The organism is Flavobacterium sp. CECT 9288, assembly GCF_918731615.1.
Classification (GTDB): domain Bacteria; phylum Bacteroidota; class Bacteroidia; order Flavobacteriales; family Flavobacteriaceae; genus Flavobacterium.
In genome coordinates, this window is the sequence record NZ_OU957226.1 from 1132531 (window position 1) to 1152613 (window position 20083).

19 protein-coding genes are annotated in these 20083 nt (G+C 33.0%); 13 read left to right on the forward strand and 6 right to left on the reverse strand.

Annotated elements, in window-relative coordinates:
- Positions 1–33 precede the first annotated feature (33 nt).
- Positions 34–885 (forward strand): N-acetylglucosamine kinase, encoded by an 852-nt coding sequence (locus tag LQ189_RS05005; RefSeq protein ID WP_086454610.1) that lies wholly within the window; start codon positions 34–36, stop codon positions 883–885.
- 115 nt (positions 886–1000) lie between these two features.
- Here the strand turns inward: LQ189_RS05005 and LQ189_RS05010 are convergent, their stop codons facing one another.
- Both LQ189_RS05010 and LQ189_RS05015 read right to left on the reverse strand, forming a co-directional pair.
- The gene (locus LQ189_RS05010) at positions 1001–1381 is read right to left on the reverse strand and encodes a RidA family protein (protein WP_086454609.1); all 381 of its coding nucleotides are present in this window, start codon (positions 1379–1381) and stop codon (positions 1001–1003) included.
- A 28-nt stretch (positions 1382–1409) separates the two neighbouring features.
- Positions 1410–4154: a putative LPS assembly protein LptD gene (locus tag LQ189_RS05015; protein WP_230154701.1), complete on the reverse strand. Its 2745-nt coding sequence runs from the start codon at positions 4152–4154 to the stop codon at positions 1410–1412.
- A gap of 143 nt (positions 4155–4297) precedes the next feature.
- Between LQ189_RS05015 and LQ189_RS05020 the strand changes: the two genes are divergently transcribed.
- From LQ189_RS05020 to LQ189_RS05065, 10 genes are all read left to right on the forward strand, one after another.
- Entirely contained in the window at positions 4298–5431 is a 1134-nt protein-coding gene (locus LQ189_RS05020; RefSeq protein ID WP_370634889.1) for an N-acetylmuramoyl-L-alanine amidase, read from the forward strand.
- Positions 5432–5496: 65 nt separating this feature from the next.
- On the forward strand, positions 5497–6603 hold the full coding sequence (locus LQ189_RS05025; RefSeq protein WP_230154708.1) for an N-acetylmuramoyl-L-alanine amidase: 1107 nt from the start codon (positions 5497–5499) through the stop codon (positions 6601–6603).
- Between the two features lie 44 nt (positions 6604–6647).
- On the forward strand, positions 6648–7607 hold the full coding sequence (locus LQ189_RS05030; RefSeq protein WP_230154710.1) for an MlaD family protein: 960 nt from the start codon (positions 6648–6650) through the stop codon (positions 7605–7607).
- A 12-nt stretch (positions 7608–7619) separates the two neighbouring features.
- The gene (locus tag LQ189_RS05035; protein WP_230154711.1) at positions 7620–8951 is read left to right on the forward strand and encodes a (Fe-S)-binding protein; all 1332 of its coding nucleotides are present in this window, start codon (positions 7620–7622) and stop codon (positions 8949–8951) included.
- A gap of 77 nt (positions 8952–9028) precedes the next feature.
- Complete coding sequence (locus tag LQ189_RS05040) at positions 9029–9820, forward strand: (Fe-S)-binding protein (RefSeq protein ID WP_144892186.1); 792 nt, start codon at positions 9029–9031, stop codon at positions 9818–9820.
- A gap of 2 nt (positions 9821–9822) precedes the next feature.
- The gene (locus LQ189_RS05045; RefSeq protein ID WP_230154713.1) at positions 9823–10449 is read left to right on the forward strand and encodes a hypothetical protein; all 627 of its coding nucleotides are present in this window, start codon (positions 9823–9825) and stop codon (positions 10447–10449) included.
- Positions 10450–10483: 34 nt separating this feature from the next.
- On the forward strand, positions 10484–10966 hold the full coding sequence (locus LQ189_RS05050) for an ABC transporter ATPase (RefSeq protein ID WP_230154715.1): 483 nt from the start codon (positions 10484–10486) through the stop codon (positions 10964–10966).
- Between the two features lie 48 nt (positions 10967–11014).
- A complete protein-coding gene (locus LQ189_RS05055) occupies positions 11015–11638 on the forward strand; it encodes a phosphatase PAP2 family protein (protein ID WP_230154716.1) in 624 nt (207 codons plus the stop codon).
- Positions 11639–11811: 173 nt separating this feature from the next.
- Positions 11812–12945, forward strand: coding sequence for an N-acetyl-alpha-D-glucosaminyl L-malate synthase BshA (gene bshA, locus LQ189_RS05060; RefSeq protein ID WP_230154717.1), 1134 nt, complete (start codon positions 11812–11814; stop codon positions 12943–12945).
- Between the two features lie 35 nt (positions 12946–12980).
- Entirely contained in the window at positions 12981–13409 is a 429-nt protein-coding gene (locus LQ189_RS05065) for a protease complex subunit PrcB family protein (RefSeq protein WP_230154718.1), read from the forward strand.
- Positions 13410–13460: 51 nt separating this feature from the next.
- Here LQ189_RS05065 and LQ189_RS05070 read toward each other — a convergent pair whose 3' ends face one another.
- Together LQ189_RS05070 and LQ189_RS05075 are read right to left on the reverse strand one after the other, a co-directional pair.
- Positions 13461–13967, reverse strand: a complete 507-nt coding sequence (locus LQ189_RS05070) for an outer membrane protein (protein ID WP_086454156.1) — start codon at positions 13965–13967, stop codon at positions 13461–13463.
- Between the two features lie 115 nt (positions 13968–14082).
- A complete protein-coding gene (locus LQ189_RS05075) occupies positions 14083–14925 on the reverse strand; it encodes a UDP-2,3-diacylglucosamine diphosphatase (RefSeq protein WP_086454157.1) in 843 nt (280 codons plus the stop codon).
- Between the two features lie 186 nt (positions 14926–15111).
- Here LQ189_RS05075 and aroC point away from each other — a divergent pair, with 186 nt between their 5' ends.
- Positions 15112–16170: a chorismate synthase gene (gene aroC / locus LQ189_RS05080; RefSeq protein ID WP_230154719.1), complete on the forward strand. Its 1059-nt coding sequence runs from the start codon at positions 15112–15114 to the stop codon at positions 16168–16170.
- 105 nt (positions 16171–16275) lie between these two features.
- The gene (locus LQ189_RS05085; RefSeq protein WP_230154720.1) at positions 16276–17550 is read left to right on the forward strand and encodes a dicarboxylate/amino acid:cation symporter; all 1275 of its coding nucleotides are present in this window, start codon (positions 16276–16278) and stop codon (positions 17548–17550) included.
- Between the two features lie 106 nt (positions 17551–17656).
- Here the strand turns inward: LQ189_RS05085 and LQ189_RS05090 are convergent, their stop codons facing one another.
- Both LQ189_RS05090 and LQ189_RS05095 read right to left on the reverse strand, forming a co-directional pair.
- Positions 17657–18910 carry a DEAD/DEAH box helicase gene (locus tag LQ189_RS05090; protein ID WP_230154721.1) on the reverse strand — a complete coding sequence of 418 codons (1254 nt, stop codon included), beginning with the start codon at positions 18908–18910 and terminating at the stop codon, positions 17657–17659.
- A gap of 102 nt (positions 18911–19012) precedes the next feature.
- Entirely contained in the window at positions 19013–20059 is a 1047-nt protein-coding gene (locus tag LQ189_RS05095; RefSeq protein ID WP_230154722.1) for a formimidoylglutamase, read from the reverse strand.
- Positions 20060–20083: the final 24 nt, after the last annotated feature.

Below are 20083 nucleotides of genomic sequence, written 5' to 3' on the forward strand. Positions count from 1 at the left end.
AACGGCAACACACACCAATAAACTAAAAAAAAAATGAGACTAATAGTTGATAGCGGATCTACTAAAGCCGATTGGATTGCGATAGATGACAATGGTAAAATTTTATTTACAACACAAACACTTGGGTTAAACCCTGAAGTGCTGGAACCAGATGAAATTATTGAAAGATTGAACGATCGTTTTGATATTTTACACAATAAAAAGAATGCTACTCATTTATTCTTTTATGGTGCAGGTTGTGGTACTGACAGGATGAAAATAGCACTTTCTCAAGTTTTTCAAAACTATTTTGTTAATGCAATCATTGATGTTAAAGAGGATACCTATGCAGCTGTATATGCTACTACTCCAAAAGGAGAAAAAGCAATAGTGTCTATACTAGGAACAGGCTCAAACTGCAGTTATTTTGATGGTAAAGAGTTGCATCAAAAAGTTCAATCTCTAGGTTATATTGCTATGGATGATTGCAGTGGAAATGTTTTTGGGAAAGAATTAATTAGAAAGTATTACTTTAACAAAATGCCAAAAGAATTGGCTGTTGAATTTGAAAAAGAGTATGACTTAGATCCAGATGCTATAAAAAGCAAGTTGTATAAGGAGCCTAATCCTAATGCGTATTTGGCTACTTTTGCAAAGTTTTTAATTCAGCATAAAGAGACGGAGTTTTGCAGGAAAATAATTTTTAAGGGAATGAAATCTTTTGTTAAAAATTATATTAAACAATTTGACAACTGTAAAGAAGTAAAAGTTCATTTTGTAGGTTCTATTGCTTTTTACTTAAAAGAAGAATTACAGGAAACTTTTGATAAATATGAACTACAATTGGGTAATGTTTTAAGAAGACCTATTGATGGCTTAATCGCTTATCACAATTTAAATAAATAGAGATACATTAAATAAATAAAAGTCCTTACTAATTCTTGCAAAGCGATGCTTTTTTAAGAATTAGTAAGGACTTTTATTATATTCAATTTACAGTTTTAAACACAGTAAATTGATATTACAATATGGCAATCATTGAAATTTCTACATTAACATTTTTTGGTAAACAAGCTACCTGGACAGTTTCACGAGCAGGCGCTGATTTTTCGTCAAAATAAGAACCATACACAGTATTTATTTTAGCAAAATCATTCATGTCCATAATGAAAATGGTTGTTTTTACAACATGATCAAAGGTCATTCCAGCTGCTTCTAGAACTGCTTTCATGTTTTGCATAACTTGTTCTGTTTCGGCTTCAATAGTTGTAGTTATTAGCTCTCCCGTACTAGGATGTAAAGCAATTTGTCCAGATGTGTAAAGTGTATTTCCTTTAAGTACAGCTTGATTGTAAGGCCCTATGGGTGCGGGAGCATTTTCGGTAAAAATTATTTTTTTCATATGATTTTGTCTTGTTTTACTTTTAAAATTACCTGTTGATAGCACTACGTTTATCCCATTTGATATCACTTAGAACGCCAGATTTTATACCAATAAAGAAACCCCAGTTTGCATTAGTTCCAAAAGGAGACCAATTAAAATCCATTCGCCAGCTTAATAAATCACGTTCAAAACGCAATTGAGTAAACGTAACTCCTTTTTGAACAAAATCATATCCTGTTGAGACTCCGGCTTTCCATTTGGGTGTGATGTCAGCATTGGCAGATATCATGATGGAGTTTCCTATGATTTTATTTTCGCGGTTGTTATTTCCATAGGTTAATGAGTAGGCAAATGTCATGTCCCAAGGTAGCTTTGAATTAAAAAATTCTGACTCTTCTTCTTCGCCTTCTTCATCGTCTTCATTAAATAAACTTCTACGGCTGTCTCCAAGATCTACATTAGTACCAAACAAATCATCATCTCGACCACCATTTCGTTGACTGAGCGAGTTTTTATCTTTCTTTGTTTTGTCTTTACCTTGACTTGAAATAGCGTAATTTAAGGTCATATTAGAACTTGTCATTCTAAAAAGGCTTCCGCCGTTATCAATATTATAAACATTGATTCGGTTACCAGAATTGTCTATAGCATAAGGGTCAAGTGTAGCACCAAAGTTAACATTCATTTTATTATCTAATAATGCTGTTCCTCCACTTACTCTCACGGGAGCAAATGCAAGGGTTGTTTTTCCATCAGCATTCATGTTGTATGAAGTAGAAAAGTTGAGGTTGTTTAAAAGCATTATTTTTTTTGCCTCCACTTTAGTACTGTCTCTGTCTGTTACTTTTGCTTCTAATGTGTTACTAAGGTCAAAGCCTATAATGTTAGAATTTGTTAATCCGGGTGATCCATAAATTCCGTTTTCGAAACGGGTATATTGTCGCATGTTTCCTGAGCCATCTGCAGCATAGGTGTCATAATATTTTTCAAAACTAGGTGTATAGCCATAAGATATAGAAGGCCTCATTACGTGACGTATTGATTTTATTTTTTTGTTTTCACCAAAATTAAAAGTTCCATATATTGTTGTTCCTACACTTGACGAGAGAGAATAAGTTCTAAAAGCGTCAAAACCATTAACGGTTCTATCTATTACTCGGTTTTGTTCTACATCAAAGCTTTTGTTGATGGTTTTTGTGTACCAAACTTCTTCGTAATTTAATGATGTTGAAGCGCTAAAATATTTAAATAGTTTAAAATTGGTACTCAATGGAATACTATGTTGAAAACCTATTTTAGCATCACGAAACATCTCGGGTTTAAAAAACAAAGAGTCATTAGTAACAATACTATTTCTACCGTTTAGGTTATATTGTAGATTGATGTTCTTAAAAAATCCTTTTCTCACACCGTCTTTACCCACAAAAGGATACATTCTGTCAACACTTAATTGTAGTGTAGGTAAAGTCATGTTGATTTCTTCTGTTTGAGTGTTTTGAGAATGTGTAGCGGTCAATGACATACGCACTTGTGGCACTGAAGTAAATGTTTTGGAATACGATATAGAAGAACTTAGTGTATTATTAAGGTTTGATCCTATATTAACTTGATTAATGGATTGCTGAAAATACCTACTACTTCCTAAATTCACAGAGGCAGAAAAAGTAGAGTTTGGACTTGATTTTGTATCCTTTGAGTGAGACCATTGGATGTTGTAAATATTCTGTTTTGAATAGTCCGGATATCCTCTTTCACTATTGATTAAATTTTCAAAACGCACATTGATGTTTCCACGGTAATTGTATCTTTTGGCGTAAGTAGATTCAAAACGCATTCCGTAACTACCATTTGTGTAATAATCTCCTAAAACGGTTAAATCATAATGATCACTCAAGGCAAAATAATACCCTAAGTTTTGCAAAGAAAAACCTCTGTTGTTGGAGTCGTTGTAACTCGGTAATATTAACCCAGAAATACTAGTTTCTTTACTCATAGGAAAAAATGCAAACGGAAGTGCAATGGGAGTGGGTACATTTGCAATGACCATATTAGTCAGTCCTGTAACTACTTTTTTTCCGGGAATAAATTTTACTTTATTGGTTTGGAAATAATATTCAGGATTGTCAACATCTTTTGAGGTAGTAAAACGGGCACCTTTTAAAAAATAAACTGAATCATTTTCTTTTTTAGTTATGGCAGCTTTGATTTTGAACTCGCCTTGGTCTGATCTTGAATTCCAAATCAGCGCTTTTTTTGTCTTAAAATTAAAACGAATCGAATCGGGTTCAACTACATTGTTTCCTTGTTTAAAATTGGGGTATTGAACGTAAGCACCTGCAGAGTCTTTTAATCGTCCTGCATAGACTTCATTTTTTTCGTAATCAAGAACAATAACACCAGATTTAAGTTCTACATCTTCATAATACAACTCCGCTTGATCATGTAATGTGATTAATTTTTTCTTTTGATCAATCTTAACATACTTACTAGCTTTGTAGCGAACCTTTCCGTTCAAAAATACTTTTTTGTTTTTTATGGTGTCAATCTTAATAGTATCTACTTTTTTTGCCTCAATATTAGCATCAGTTTTAATTGTGGATGATGTTTTGGGCTTAGACTCAATTTTATTTTGAGCTTTTACATTAGGCTTTTTTTTAATGATATCTTGAGCGTAGGTTGTACCAGAACCTAAGGATAAGATAATAGAAATTAAAACGATATTAAATAAGTTTGTATGCAAAGGTTTAAATGCTATTTTTGTAAAATGATGGCCTGTTTTTTGATGAGCCAAACTTACAGATTATTTTTGGTCAAAAATAGTCAAATAAATAAATTAATAACTGTAGTCTTTTAATTAAATTAACGTATCACAACATGTCTTTTTCAAGTAATAGTAAATTATTGGTATCTTTTATTTTGTTGCTAAATTCTGTAATGGTTTTTAGTCAATCAAGTAATTTTAAGGTCACGCTAGATGCGGGTCATGGTGCACATGATTTTGGGGCAGTGTATGAAGGTAGGATAGAAAAAAATATAGCCTTAGCCGTTGTTTTAAAAGTAGGTAAGATATTAGAAGCTACTCCAAATATGGAGGTAAATTATACACGTAAAACAGATGTTTTTATTGATTTGATTGAAAGAGCTAATATTGCAAATAGGGTTAACGCAAATATTTTTGTTTCAATACACTGTAATGCTAATAAAAACACCCTTGCTGATGGAACAGAAACCTACGTAATGGGTTTAAGTAAGGTATCATCAAACCTAGAGGCTGCTAAAAAAGAGAACTCTGTAATAACCTTAGAAAAGGATTATAAACAAAAATATGAGGGTTTTGATCCTAATTCACCAGAGACCATGATAGGAATGACCCTTATGCAGGAAGAGTATCTGGATAACAGCATCTCACTTGCAAGTAAAGTGCAAGACGCATTTGAAAGTTTAGGAAAAAAAATACGTGGAGAAGGGGTAAAGCAAGCACCTTTTATGGTGTTGCATAAAGCCTATATGCCTCGTGTGTTAATTGAAATGGGTTTTATATCTAATACTATCGAAGGTAATATTTTAAACTCTGAAGAGGGTCAAAACCAAATTGCAAAAGCTATTTCAGATGCAATAATTAGCTACAAAGCAGAATATTTTGGTACCAATGAAATAGAAATCATTCAAGAAGCTTTGCCTCAAGATAAAATAGAAAAGCCAGTAAATGAAAACCTGCAAACACCTAGTGTGCCGGTTCAAGAACCAAGAGTAGACTCTCAAGCAGTGTTGCCATCTGTCAATGTAAATGCTAATTTAGTTTTTAAAGTACAATTATTAGCGAGTTTAACTAATCTAGACACCAACTCTAAAAAATTTAAAGGTCTTGATGATATTGCTGTTGTAACCGAAAACAAATATTTTAAATACTTGTATGGCAATACTACAGATTATGAAATTGCAAAAAGAGATCTTAAAATGGCCAAAGAAAAAGGTTTCAGCTCTGCTTTTTTAATTGCATATAAAAATGGTGAAAAAGTAAGTATTCAAGATGCGCTTAAACAATACGCTACAGTTCATAAAAACTAATTTTACACCTCAATATTTTGCATAGTGTTTTAAAAATAAAAACAAAATGTGTCGTTTTTTTTCTAATGGCAAGCATAGCTGTTTTTTCTCAATCAAAAGATAAATTTATTGTTATCCTTGATGCTGGTCATGGAGGTAAAGATCCTGGAAATTCTTACCATGGATTTATAGAAAAAGAAATTGCACTAAAAACAACTTTGCAACTCGAAAAACATTTGAATGAAGATCCAGATATTAAGGTGATTCATACCAGGAAATCGGATGTGTTTATTGAACTTAAAGACCGACCACACAAAGCAAATAGTCTGCATGCAGATTTGTTTATTTCCATTCATTGTAATTCAGTGAAAAATCCTGTGCCTTATGGGACAGAGACATTTGTAATGGGTTTGACCCGAAGCAAAGGAAATCTTGAAATTGCCAAACAAGAGAATTCTGTTATTTTATTAGAGAAAGATTACAAAAGAAGCTATAAAGGATTTGATCCTAAAAATCCAGAAACATTAATAGGTTTAAAAATTTTACAAGAAGATTACTTAGATCGGAGTATTCGATTGGCATCAAAAATAGAGGGTAATTTTATACACAAACTCAATCGAAAATCTCGAGGTATCAAACAAACTCCATTGTGGGTGTTAGATGCAGCGTACATGCCAAGTGTTTTAATTGAGCTTGGTTTTTTAAGCAATAAAAGCGAAGGGGCTTATCTCAACTCTGCGGAAGGACAAAAAAACATGGCACAAGCAATTGCATCTGCCATAATTGCTTACAAAAAAGAATACTTTGATACAAGTTCTTCAAATGACAATGATGATTTGAAAGAAGTTTCAAAAACGAAATCATCCCCTGTAGATAAAAAATCAACGTTTAAGGGAACTTTATCAGACATAAATTCTAAACAATCTAAAACTAATGTTGTTTTTAAAGTGCAATTTGCATCGGGTAATAAAAAGTTGGATTTAAAGCCTCAGAACTTTAAAGGTTTAAAAGACGTTTCAGTTCAATCTAGCTCTGGATCTTTGTTTACTTATTTTTATGGAGAAGCAAATACGTATGCTGCGGCCAAAGAAGATTTGAAAAAGGTTCAATTAAAAGGTTATACAACTGCTTATATTGTAGCGTTTCAGAACGGAAAAAATATAAGTATTAAAGAAGCACTTAAATTATTATAACAAGTCAAATATTTTATATTAAATTTGTAAAAAATACAGGAATTTTGAAAATATCACGAGAAATTAAAACTGCAATTTTAGTTATTGCATCCATATCACTTTTTATTTGGGGTTACAGTTTTTTAAAAGGAAAAGACTTGTTTACGGATTATAAAACTTTTTTTGTAGAGTATAATAGTGTTGAAGGTCTTACGTCATCTGCTCCGGTAACTCTTAATGGCTTGATTATAGGTAAGGTAAGCAGTATTACTATTAATGCAAATACAGGTAAACTGCTTGTAGAGTTACAATTGAAAACTGATTTTCCTATTTCAAAAAGTAGTATAGCATCACTTTATGAGCCAAGTTTTATTGGCGGTAAGCAAATAGCGATTATGCCTAATTTCAATGATAAAGAATTAGCTATTGAAGGTCAGTTTTTTCAAAGCGGAATTAAGCTTGGTTTAACCGATAAAGTAGGAGATCAATTAGCGCCTTTGCAAGACAAACTTGAAAAATTATTAGGTAATACGGATAAATTAATTTCAGGATTGAATAATGTTTTAGATGAAAAAGGTCAAGCTGATATCAAATTGACTCTTGCTGAATTGAGTCAAACAGTGGCTGAGTTTCATAAACTTTCAACTAGTGTGAATGATTTATTAGCTACTAATAAAACACAAATTAATGGTGTTGTAACTAATTTGAATAAAGTTTCAGGTAATTTTTCAAAAATTTCAGATTCACTAAATAAGGCTGATTTAGGGAAAACAGTTAAAAATTTAAATGCTACCTTGAGTCGTGTTGATGGTATCATGCTCAATTTAGAGTCAGGCAAGGGAACTATTGGTAAATTATTAAAGGATGAATCTTTTTATCAAAATATTAAAACATCTACTAAAGAGTTAGAGCTGCTTCTCCAAGATATTAGGTTGTATCCTACTAGATACGTGAATATTTCAGTGTTTGGAAAGAAAAATAAACCATACGTTGGGCCGGAAAATGACACCATTAAATTAAAGTAAATATAAATTAAAATGAGCTACTTAGACAATATTTTATTTGCCATAACGCTGGCAATAGGTTTTGGATATTTTTTTATTAGTGTAAAAAAAATAAGAAGAAATATAAATTTAGGAACCGCTGTTGATCGTACAGATAATCCTAAAGCGAGATGGACTAACATGGCCATGATAGCACTTGGACAATCAAAAATGGTAAAGAGACCTGTAGCAGGTATTTTACACATTATAGTTTACATAGGTTTTGTAATCATTAACATTGAGTTGTTAGAAATTATTATTGATGGACTTTTTGGTACACATAGAGTTTTTGCTTTCTTAGGAACTACTTATAATGTATTAATTGCTTCATTCGAGATACTTGCTGTTTTAGTTTTAGTGGCTGTTTTTGCTTTTTGGAGTCGAAGAAATATTATTAAATTAAAGCGATTTGTAAGTTCAGATTTAAAAGGCTGGCCTAAAAGTGATGCGAATTACATTTTGTATTTTGAAGTGGTATTGATGACATTATTTTTATTAATGAATGCTTCTGATTTGCATTTACAAAATGTGCCAGGAGGTTACGGACATTTTATAAAAGCAGGATCTTTTCCTGTGAGTCAGTTTATTGAGCCTATTTTTAATGGACTTTCAAATGAATTAGTGATGTTATTATCCGAAGGTTTCTGGTGGGTGCATATCATTGGGATTTTGATTTTCATGAATTATCTTTATTTTTCAAAGCACCTTCATATTTTATTGGCTTTTCCAAATACGTATTTTGCTAACTTGAATGCACAAGGTAAATTTGATAATTTACAGTCAGTAACTAATGAAGTAAAATTAATGATGGATCCTAACGCAGATCCTTTTGCAGCAGCCCCAGTAGACCCAAACGCGGTTCCAAGTAAATTTGGTGCTAGTGATGTGCAAGATTTAAATTGGGTTCAGTTGTTGAATGCTTATACCTGCACGGAATGCGGTAGATGTACCTCTTCATGTCCTGCAAACAATACAGGTAAAAAATTATCTCCTAGAAAAATCATGATGGATACTAGAGATCGTCTTGAGGAAGTAGGTAAAAATATAGATGCAAACAAAGGTGTTTTTGTACCAGACAATAAGTCATTGTTGAATGATTATATTACCGCTGAGGAATTATGGGCTTGTACATCTTGCAACGCTTGTGTTGAAGAGTGCCCAGTAAACATTAGTCCGTTATCTATTATTATGGATATGAGACGTTATTTAGTAATGGAACAGAGTGCCGCTCCAATGCCATTGAATGCTATGATGACTAACATTGAAAACAATGGTGCACCATGGCAATATAACCAACAAGATAGATTAAATTGGAAGAATGAATAATCCATTGTAACGGATTTCATTATTGTATTTTTTTAATACAAACTCAAATTATCATATAACCGAATCAATAAAAAAGTATGTCAGAAAATTTAATAGTGCCAACCATGGCCGAAATGTTAGCTCAAGGAAAGCAGCCAGAAGTTTTATTTTGGGTGGGCTGTGCAGGAAGTTTTGACGATAGAGCCAAAAAAATTACGAAAGCTTTTGTTCGAATTTTAAATAGATCTAATGTTTCTTTTGCTGTATTAGGAACAGAAGAGAGTTGTACAGGAGATCCAGCAAAAAGAGCCGGAAACGAGTTTTTGTTTCAAATGCAAGCCATGATGAACATTGAAGTTTTGAATGGGTATGAAGCAAAAAAAATAGTTACTGCATGTCCTCATTGTTTTAACACGCTCAAAAATGAGTATCCAGAACTAGGAGGACAATATGAAGTAATACATCATACAGAATTTTTGAAATCGCTACTTGATGATGGTAGACTTACTATTGAAGGTGGTCAATTTAAAGGGAAGCGTATTACTTTTCACGACCCTTGTTATTTGGGTAGAGCCAATAACGTTTACGAAGCTCCTAGAGATTTAATAACGAAACTTGATGCGGCTCTTGTTGAAATGAAGCGATCAAAAGCCAATGGACTTTGTTGTGGTGCAGGTGGAGCACAAATGTTTAAGGATGCTGAAAATGGAGATAAAGAAATTAATATTGAGAGAACAGAGGATGCATTAGAGACAGCTCCTGATATTATTGCCGCAGGGTGTCCATTTTGTAATACGATGATGACAGATGGTATCAAAAACAAAGAAAGAGAAAGTGATGTCAAGGTAATGGATATAGCTGAGCTTATTGCTAATGCTCAAGACTTGTAATAATGAGAAAAATAATTATTGCACTTGTTTTAATTTTTAGTACTAATTCTTTTTCTCAAGACATGTATGACATTATTGGAAAAGAAACCTGTGCTTGTCTTGGAACAAAAAAATTAGATTATCAAAAACTAGATAAGAAAGAATTACAAACTCAAGTAGGGTTGTGTATGATTCAAAGTTATACGAGTCATATAAATGAATTCAAGCAAGAGGATAAGATTCAGTTTGATGATCAAGAAGGAATGCGAAAAATGGGCGAGAAAGTAGCACTAAAAATGTTAGTCAACTGCCCCGAAATTATTCTAGAGTTAGGCAAATCAACTCAGAAAGATATTGGTGATGAAAGTGAAGATGAACTTGTAGTTGATGAACCAGCGGATGTTTTTATAGAAGGTCAAGTTACCGCTATTAAAAAAGATCAATTTGTTTCTTTATTGGTAAAAGATAAAAACGGAAGAGCTTATAGTTTTTTATTATTGGATTACTTTGAAACAGCATCTGTATTGACTAATAATGAACTTAAAGTTAAAGATTCTGTAAAAGTTGGTTACACTGAGATTGAGCTTTTTGATGTAGCAACAAATGAATTCAAATATTTTAAAATTTTAACAGATATACAGCGTCAATAAATTCTAATTGCCCTGAAATTACAAATACAATTATATGTACGTCCCTTTTGAAAACTTACCCGAAGATTCTAGAATTTGGATTTATCAATCCAATAGAAAATTCTCTGATGCTGAATTTGCTGAAATAGAAAATTCATTACAATCTTTCTTAGAGCAATGGGCAGCACATGGAACTAGTTTAGAATCTTCTTATCTCTTAAAGTATAATAGGTTTATAATTATTGCTGTAAATCAAGAAGTACAAGCTGCTACGGGTTGTTCTATAGATGCATCTGTAGAGTTCATTCAAGCATTAGAACAAAAATATACGGTTGATTTATTAGATAAAATGAATGTGACTTTTAAGTTAGGAGAACACATTGCCCATAAAACGCTAATTGATTTTAAAAAAATGGTGAAAGACAAAGCGGTTACTGAAAACACTGTAGTTTTTAATAACCTGGTAAACACTATTGAAGAATTTAATGAATCTTGGGAAGTACCTGCAATAGATAGTTGGCACAGTCGCTTTTTTTAAGAGTGATACCAATACATCAAAACTAAAAGTGTCATTAATTTTTTTAAAATGCAGCAGTTAAAAACGCAAATTTTATTTTTTTTCTTGTTTTTAACGGCAAGTTCTACTGTTTTTTCTCAAAATGTAGACATAAAACTTTTAAGAAATCTACATATTGATCGCAATCAAAATTTGGATTCTTCATTTGAGGTTGTTACAAATAGTGCAGTTCCTGTTAGTATTACTGCTCCAGTATTGATCTATTCTATTGGGTTAATAAAGAAAGATAGTACACTAAAACATAAAGCAATTTTTATTGGCGAAGCATTTCTTGTTAATGCATTTATTACAAAAGCGCTCAAAGTAGCTGTTAATAGAGCCCGTCCTTTTGACACTTATTCTGATATTGACCCTGTTGTATCATCAACAGGAAAATCTTTTCCTTCAGGACATACTTCTATTGCTTTTTCTACTGCAACCTCATTAAGTATGGCGTATCCTGAATGGTATGTCATTGTTCCTTCTTTTTTATGGGCAAGTAGTGTAGGTTATTCTAGAATGCATTTAGGTGTTCATTATCCCAGTGATGTTGCAGCAGGTGCGCTTATTGGTGCTGGATCTGCTTTTGCTACTTTTAAGATTAATAAATGGTTGAATAAGAAAAAGTATAAAAAAATTGAAGGTGTAAAATAAAAAGACCTTTATACAATAGTACTTATTTATTTTTTTCTGTAGACGTTTCTTTTTCATTTTTTTAAACTTCCACTCCTTTTTTTTGAATAAGTTACTTTAATGAATGGTAATTAACATTAATTTCAGGAAACTCAATTCAAATTTACTTACTTTCGTTGTATTAAATAGTCTTCATGAAAATTGCAATTGTTTGTTATCCTACCTTTGGAGGTAGTGGCGTAGTTGCCACAGAACTTGGTCTTGAACTAGCGAGACGTGGCCACGAAATACATTTTATAACGTACAGCCAGCCAGTGCGCTTGGCGCTACTTAGTCCAAACGTACATTACCATGAGGTTAATGTGCCTGAGTATGCCTTGTTTCATTATCAGCCTTATGAACTGGCACTTTCTAGCAAGCTAGTAGATATGGTAAAGCTGCACCAAATAGAGTTGTTGCATGTGCATTATGCTATTCCGCATGCTTATGCAGGTTATATGGCAAAACAAATGCTTAAAGATGAAGGAATCAATATCCCAATGGTAACTACACTGCATGGTACTGATATAACTCTTGTAGGTAATCATCCTTTTTATAAACCTGCTGTGACTTTCAGTATCAATAAATCTGATTTTGTAACTTCGGTTTCTCAGAGTTTAAAAGACGATACCTTAAAATTATTCAACATAAAAAATGAAATTGAGGTCATTCCTAATTTTATCGAATTGGATAAAAACAAAACGGATACTAATTATCCGTGCCAACGTTCAGTAATGGCTAAAGAGAATGAGAAAATCATTACGCATATAAGTAATTTTAGAAAAGTAAAACGAATTCCTGATGTGATCAAAGTTTTTTATAACATTCAAAAAGAGATTCCTGCGAAGCTTATGATGGTGGGTGATGGTCCCGAAAAAGAAAAAGCGGAGCTTTTGTGCCAAGAGTTAGGAATTCAAGACAAGGTAATATTTTTTGGTAATAGTAATGAAATTGACAAAATTTTATGTCTCACTGATTTGTTTTTATTGCCTTCGCAAACAGAAAGTTTTGGACTTGCTGCGCTTGAGGCTATGGCTTGTAAAGTACCGGTTATTTCAAGTAATTCAGGTGGATTAGCCGAGGTGAATTTTGATGGTGTTTCTGGATATTTAAGTGATGTGGGAAATACTGATGAAATGGCTGTTAATGCTTTGAAAATTTTGAAAGATGAAAAAACTTTGGAATTATTTAAAGAAAACGCCTTTGAAGTTGCTAAACAATTTGATATCAAAAACATTTTACCCTTGTACGAAGCTTTGTATCTAAAAGCTATTAACAAATACAAATAATCAAAGTGGTATGGAGAATCTAAATTTTTAAAATCATGAGAAAAATAGTAATGGGGCTTATGATGATAACTTTGTTTTCTTGTGCAACAGGCAAGCCAGTAGCAACTGATTCAAAAAAGTTATATGAAGTACTAACAGAACAGACTTATGGAGGTGCTGCTATTCGTTTTTATGAAATTTTGTCAGAACCAAATGAGATCAGGATGCTTCAAAAGGATGAAAATCTTAAAAACAGTATTAAGCCTTCGGATTTACAAAGCTCAAATTTCGTAATTTTGAATATGGGTCAAAAATCAAGTGGCGGTTACAGTATAAATGTTGAGGGCGTAGTAGAAACACCTACTCAAGTTATTATTAAGGTAAAAGAAACAGGACCGGAGCCAGGCGGAATGGTTACACAAGCTATGACAAACCCTTTTTGTGTAGTAAAGATTAACTCCAAAAAAGAAATTATTTTTCAATAAAAAAAGGAGGCTATTTACGAATAAATAGCCTCCTTTTTATAAATCTGCTAATTAGAATCTGTATCTCACACTTAGTGCTAAATCTGGAGCAAAATTATCGTCTCTAAAGTTATCAGAGTTGAAGTAAAGTTCTGGTCTGATATCAAGACCTAATTGAATAGGAGCTTCTTTAAAGTTATATTCAAGACCTAAATTTCCAGCAACAAAGGCAAACGTACCGCTATCATCTACGTTAAAGTTGTTATTGAAGTTGTTATCATAACTCCAACTACCTAATCCACCACCTACACCAGCGTACCAGTTGAAACCACCATCAATGTTCCAAACCCATTGGTATAAACCTGTAAGTTTAAAAGCATCAACATTATTACTGTTTCTAAAACCTAAATCTAATTCTAAACGGTTGTTGTCACCAAGACCTCTTTGGTATGAAATTTCACCACCAAAACCGTCACTATCTCCTAAACGAAGACCTAATGCGTTTTTTGAAATATCTTGCGCTTGTGCTGTAAATGATAATGCTACTAGCATTACAGCAGATAAAATAATCTTTTTCATTTTTGTTTGTTTTAATTATTTAGCAAATTTATTTATTTACATGTTAATTGCGTTGTAAAATTTTAGTTAATTGTTACACAATTTCCACATTAATGGATCTAAAAGACTTAACAAGCTATTTAATCAAATTTTGCTTTACAAATATTTTTTTACTTGCAATAGATTGAGTTTCTATGAGATCTTCCATTTCAAAAAGATTGTCATCTTCCTCAAAATTCATCTCACTGTAATGAAATAATTTCCACCTTTTATTATTGTATTCCAGCGATGTAAGGTTTTCTATCCAATCTCCAGAATTTAGATAGAGCGTAGAGCCACTTTTGGTTTCTTTTTTGATGATTTTTGGTTCGTGAATATGTCCGCAAATAACGTAATCGTATTTTTTTTCTATAGCTAATTCAGTTGCAGTTTTCTCAAAATCAGAAATGTGTTTTACCGCTTTTTTTACACTAGCTTTTATTTTTTTGCTAAATGAATACGGTTCTTTTCCTAGTTTTTTTAAACACCAATTTGCAAACCGGTTGATCAAAATTAGATAATCATAGCCTAAACCGCCTAATTTTGCAATCCATTTAGAGTGTTGCACCGAGGCATCAAATACATCCCCATGAAAGACCCATAGTTTTTTTGAATCTAATGTTAAAATGAGTTTGTCAACCAATGCAAAATTACCCAAAGAGATGTCACTGAACTTGCGTAACATTTCATCGTGATTTCCAGTAATATAGTACACCTTAGTTCCTTTTGAGGCAAAACTGATGATTTTTTGAATAACCTTTAAATGTGATTTCGGGAAATAGGATTTTCTAAACTGCCAGATATCAACAATATCTCCATTTAGAATTAGTATTTTAGGTTTAATAGAGGATAAATAATTAAGGAGTTCCTTGGCATGACTACCAAAGGTGCCCAAATGCACATCGGATATGACAACCACTTCTACTTTTCTTTTTTTCAAGGTTTTTTATTTTTTGAAGTTTAACAAAACAATTAAAAATAAATTAAGTAACATTGAATTAAAAGTTAAGATTAGCGATACAATATTAATTTAATAACAATAAATCTAAGAACTTGCTTAAAACTTTAAACACTAAACTTTTGAACTTTGAAGTAAAATGGTACTTTTGTTCAAAATCAAAATGAAATGGCAGGAAATAGTTTTGGAACATTGTTTAAAATCACGACATTTGGAGAATCTCATGGTGATGCATTGGGTGGTATAATTGATGGTTGCCCTTCTGGGATTGCTTTAGATTTAGATGCTATTCAATTTGAAATGTCTCGAAGAAAACCGGGACAGTCGGCTATTGTTACCCAACGTAAAGAACCAGATGCTGTGCAGTTCTTATCCGGAATTTTTGAAGGTAAAACTACTGGTACTCCCATAGGTTTTGTTATTCCAAATACCAATCAAAAATCAGACGATTACTCTCATATAAAAGATAATTACAGGCCTAGCCATGCTGATTACGTATATGAAAAGAAATATGGTGTACGCGATTATCGTGGAGGTGGACGAAGTTCTGCTCGCGAAACGGCTTCTAGGGTTGTTGCTGGTGCTATTGCCAAGCAAATGTTACCCGAAATTAAAATTAATGCTTACGTGTCTCAAGTAGGACCAATAGCTCTTGATAAACCATACCAAGAATTAGATTTTTCCAAAATTGAAAACAATCCGGTACGATGTCCAGATGAGCAAGCTGCTGCCATCATGGAAGATTATATTCGCGGTATCCGTAAAGAAGGAGATACAGTAGGAGGTGTGGTATCTTGTGTTATTCAAAACGTTCCTGTGGGTTTAGGCGAACCTGTTTTTGATAAATTGCATGCCGAGTTAGGTAAAGCTATGTTATCAATTAATGCAGTGAAGGGTTTTGAATTTGGTAGTGGTTTTGAAGGTGCAAAAATGAAAGGTAGCGAGCACAATGACTTGTACAATACTGATGGAACCACAAAAACCAATCTTTCAGGAGGAATTCAAGGTGGTATCAGCAATGGTATGGACATCTATTTTAGAGTTGCTTTTAAGCCTGTTGCTACAATCATGAAAGAGCAAGAATCTTTAGATAATCAAGGAAATATAACTGCTATGACAGGAAAAGGCCGTCATGATCCTTGTGTTGTGCCGCGAGCAGTGCCCATAGTAGAAGCAATGGCTGCAATTGTTTTGGCAGACTTTTATTTGATAAATAAAACCTACTAAAAACAAATTCTATAAATTGTAAATAAAGAGCATTGTATTTCATCAAATATGAATTATTATGCTAAATATAATGTAACTAAATATCAAGTAATTAAAAATAATTTAATGGATCATACTACAAAAAAGACTTCATTTTTTTCAGGATTAACCGGGCAAATATTGATAGCAATGGTTCTTGGAGCCGTACTAGGAATTATAATACATAATAGTATAACTCCAGAAGATGCACAAAATTTTAGTAGTAAAATTAAAATTTTGGCTACTGTTTTCATTCGTTTGGTTCAAATGATTATTTCGCCTCTAGTATTTACAACCCTTGTTGTGGGTATTGCAAAATTAGGAGATATTAAAGCGGTAGGAAGAATTGGCGGTAAAGCTATGGCTTGGTTTTTTACAGCATCATTTGTCTCATTGTTACTTGGAATGTTATTTGTTAACGTTTTGAAGCCTGGAGTGGGTCTTAATTTATCAAATGTGGATTTAGCTGCCGTATCTGAAGTGACTGCAAAAACACAAAACATATCATTCGATAATTTTATAGAACACATTGTTCCAAAAAGTATTTTTGAAGCAATGGCAACCAATGAAATTTTACAAATTGTAATTTTCTCAATCTTTTTTGGATTAGCTGCTGCATCATTAGGGGAGTATGTTAAACCAGTGATTACAGCATTTGACAAAATATCACATATTGTTTTAAAAATGGTGAATTTCGTTATGAAGTTTGCACCTATTGGTGTATTTGGAGCCATTGCAGGGGTGTTTGCAGTACGAGATTTTCAAGAATTAGCCATTACTTATTTCAAGTTCTTTGGTTCTTTTTTGATTGGGATTTCTTCTTTATGGGTTGTTTTAGGAGTTGTAGGGTATATTTTTCTAAAAGGGAGAATGACTGTATTGTTAAAACGTATTGTGAGTCCGTTAATTATTGCTTTTGGAACAACAAGTAGTGAAGCTGTTTTCCCAAAACTTACTGAGGAGCTAGAACGCTTTGGAGTAAAAGACAGAATTGTATCTTTTATGTTGCCGCTGGGATATTCTTTTAATCTTGACGGAAGTATGATGTACATGACATTTGCCAGTATATTTATTGCGCAAGCGTATGGTATAGATTTATCGTTAGGAACTCAAATGACGATGTTGTTAGTTTTAATGCTTACTAGTAAAGGTATTGCGGGTGTGCCAAGAGCTAGTTTAGTAGTAGTTGCAGCAACTTGCGGAATGTTTGATATTCCTATTGAAGGTATTGCTTTAATTTTACCAATTGATCACTTTTGTGACATGTTTAGGAGTGCGACTAACGTTTTAGGAAACGCTTTAGCAACTTCTGTAGTAGGGAAATGGGAGGGAAGTGATGATGCTGATGAAGTGGTTTCTTGATAAAGTAAGTTCACTTATTGATATAAAAAAAGCAGTAAAAATTTTTACTGCTTTTTTTGTTTTAAGTTTGTGTCACTTTTCAGGACTAGACAGTTGTTGTAATTACCTAATACCAGCGTTTTTTATTTTGTTTTGATGTAGCTGATTTTCTTGATTTATGAGCTCCACCACTTCTGTTTGAATTTTTTTGTTGTGATGCGGGTGCCGACTCGGGGCTTCCAGAGTGCCAATGAAACGAATGATCATTAACAGTTTTAACATCTACTTTTATTAGCTTTTGAATTTCTTTCCAGTACGTATGTTCGTCTTTACCGCAAAAAGAAATGGCAATTCCGCCATTACCAGCGCGACCTGTTCTTCCTATACGGTGTACGTAGGTTTCTGGAATGTTTGGTAAATCAAAATTGATTACTACTGGAAGTTGATCAATATCAATTCCTCTGGCAGCAATATCAGTAGCAACAAGAACACCAATTTCTTTATTTTTAAAAGCATCAAGAACACGTTGTCTTGCATTTTGGGACTTGTCCCCATGTATAGCTTCGGCAGGAATATTGTTTTTGCGCAACGCTTTGACTACATTATCAGCACCATGTTTTGTTCTAGAGAAAACCAAAACATCTGTCAAGTTTTCGTTCTTGATTAAGTGATACAATAAATTTCTTTTTTCCCCTTTTTCTACAAAGTATACTCTTTGCTCCACATTTTCGGCGGTTGAGGAAACAGGTGAAACAGTTACGGTTTCAGGATCTGTTAAAAACATTTCGGCAAGTTCTCGAATGGCAATTGGCATCGTAGCAGAAAAAAACAAAGTTTGTCTGTTTTTTGGCGTAAGCTTTACTATTTTTTTGACATCATTTACAAAACCCATATCAAGCATTTGATCTGCTTCGTCAAGAACTAATGTGTGAAGGTGATCTAAGTCAATAAACCCTTGTTTGTGTAAATCCAACAATCTTCCTGGTGTAGCAATCAAAATATCGATACCGTTTTTAAGGGTATCAACCTGTGGATTTTGAGAAACACCTCCGAAAATGGTTAGCTGAGTTAGATTAGTATATTTGGCATACGTTTCAAAGCTTTGGCCTATTTGCACGGCAAGCTCGCGCGTAGGAGTCACAACAAGAGCACGAATATGTTTGGCTTTTTTTGAAGACCCCACAATTCGATGCAGCTGGTGAATAATAGGTATTGCAAATGCAGCAGTTTTTCCAGTTCCAGTTTGTGCACACCCTATTAAGTCGCGTCCTGATAAAACAATAGGAATAGATTTTTCTTGAATGGGAGTTGGGTTTAAATAACCTTCTTCAAAAACGGCTTTTTGTATGCTTTTTGATAATGATAACTCTTCGAATAACATAATTTTGGGTATTAATTGGGCTGTAATTAGAAAGTAAACAGCGTGGCAAAGATAGTATTTATATTTTTGGTTCCTTTTTTCTAAAAATTAAAGGTTACTTTATTAAATGTTAGGTAGCAAGGAACCATTGGCTTTTATAAAATCAGTTACTAGATACCCAATTAATTTACCTATCAGATGATTGTTTTTATCTTCACCCAAATCTGGTGCGCCTTCGCAAATGTGAATGTAAGCTACATTACGGCGTTTTCCATAATAATAAATAAACTGTCGCAATTGTTCTACAGAAAAACCGCTCATTGTCATAGCACTACAAGCTATATTAGGTATGGCATCTAAGTCAATTTCGATACCAAATGGTTCGTCATTAATGAACTCTAAAGCATGCATCATTTCTTGTGTAAAATCTTTTTCTCTCCTGATGCTGATGCTGTCATAGGTGTTATACCGAACTCTATCGTCTAGTTTTTTAATAGTATCCAATACATTTTTTGAGGTGTAATTTTCATGCAATCCAAAGACGAAATATTTTTTCAAAAAACCTTCTTCAAAAGCATAAGAAAAACCGTTTCCGCTGTGTCTTCCCTCTAGGATTCTAAAATCAGAATGAGCGTCAAAGTTGATCGCATTAATAGGTTTACCTTTTGCTAGAGCAGTTCCTTTTATATTACCGTAAGAATTATTATGCCCGCCACCTATTACGATAGGGATTTTTCCTAGTTTTACAATACTAAAAATGATATGTGAAACATCTTTATCTATTTTTGTGACTAACTGACTTAGTTTAGACCGATCATCAATATCGTTAAAATCAAGGTTTGCTACCTCTTTCATCAACTGTACTACGTCAAGTTGTCCTAAAATTACAATTTGACTTCCTTTGCAAAACCTATTGTGTTGAATATTAGCAATACTAGCTATGGCGCTGTCCCAAGCAGAAGCAGCTCCTGGTCTGCCATAATTGGCTCGCACACCTATATCTTCAGGAATTCCAAAAAGTACATATCGGGCCTCGCAATTTTTTATAAAATCCAGATAATCAGTATCTTTTGGGATAGTGATCATTTTTTCACCAAATTTTATCTCTCCACTTCTGTGGTTCGTAATTTTAGCAAGATCCTTTATTGTGAACGGTATTATTTTTTCCATCAGAAAAATTTTTTTTCTCAAAAA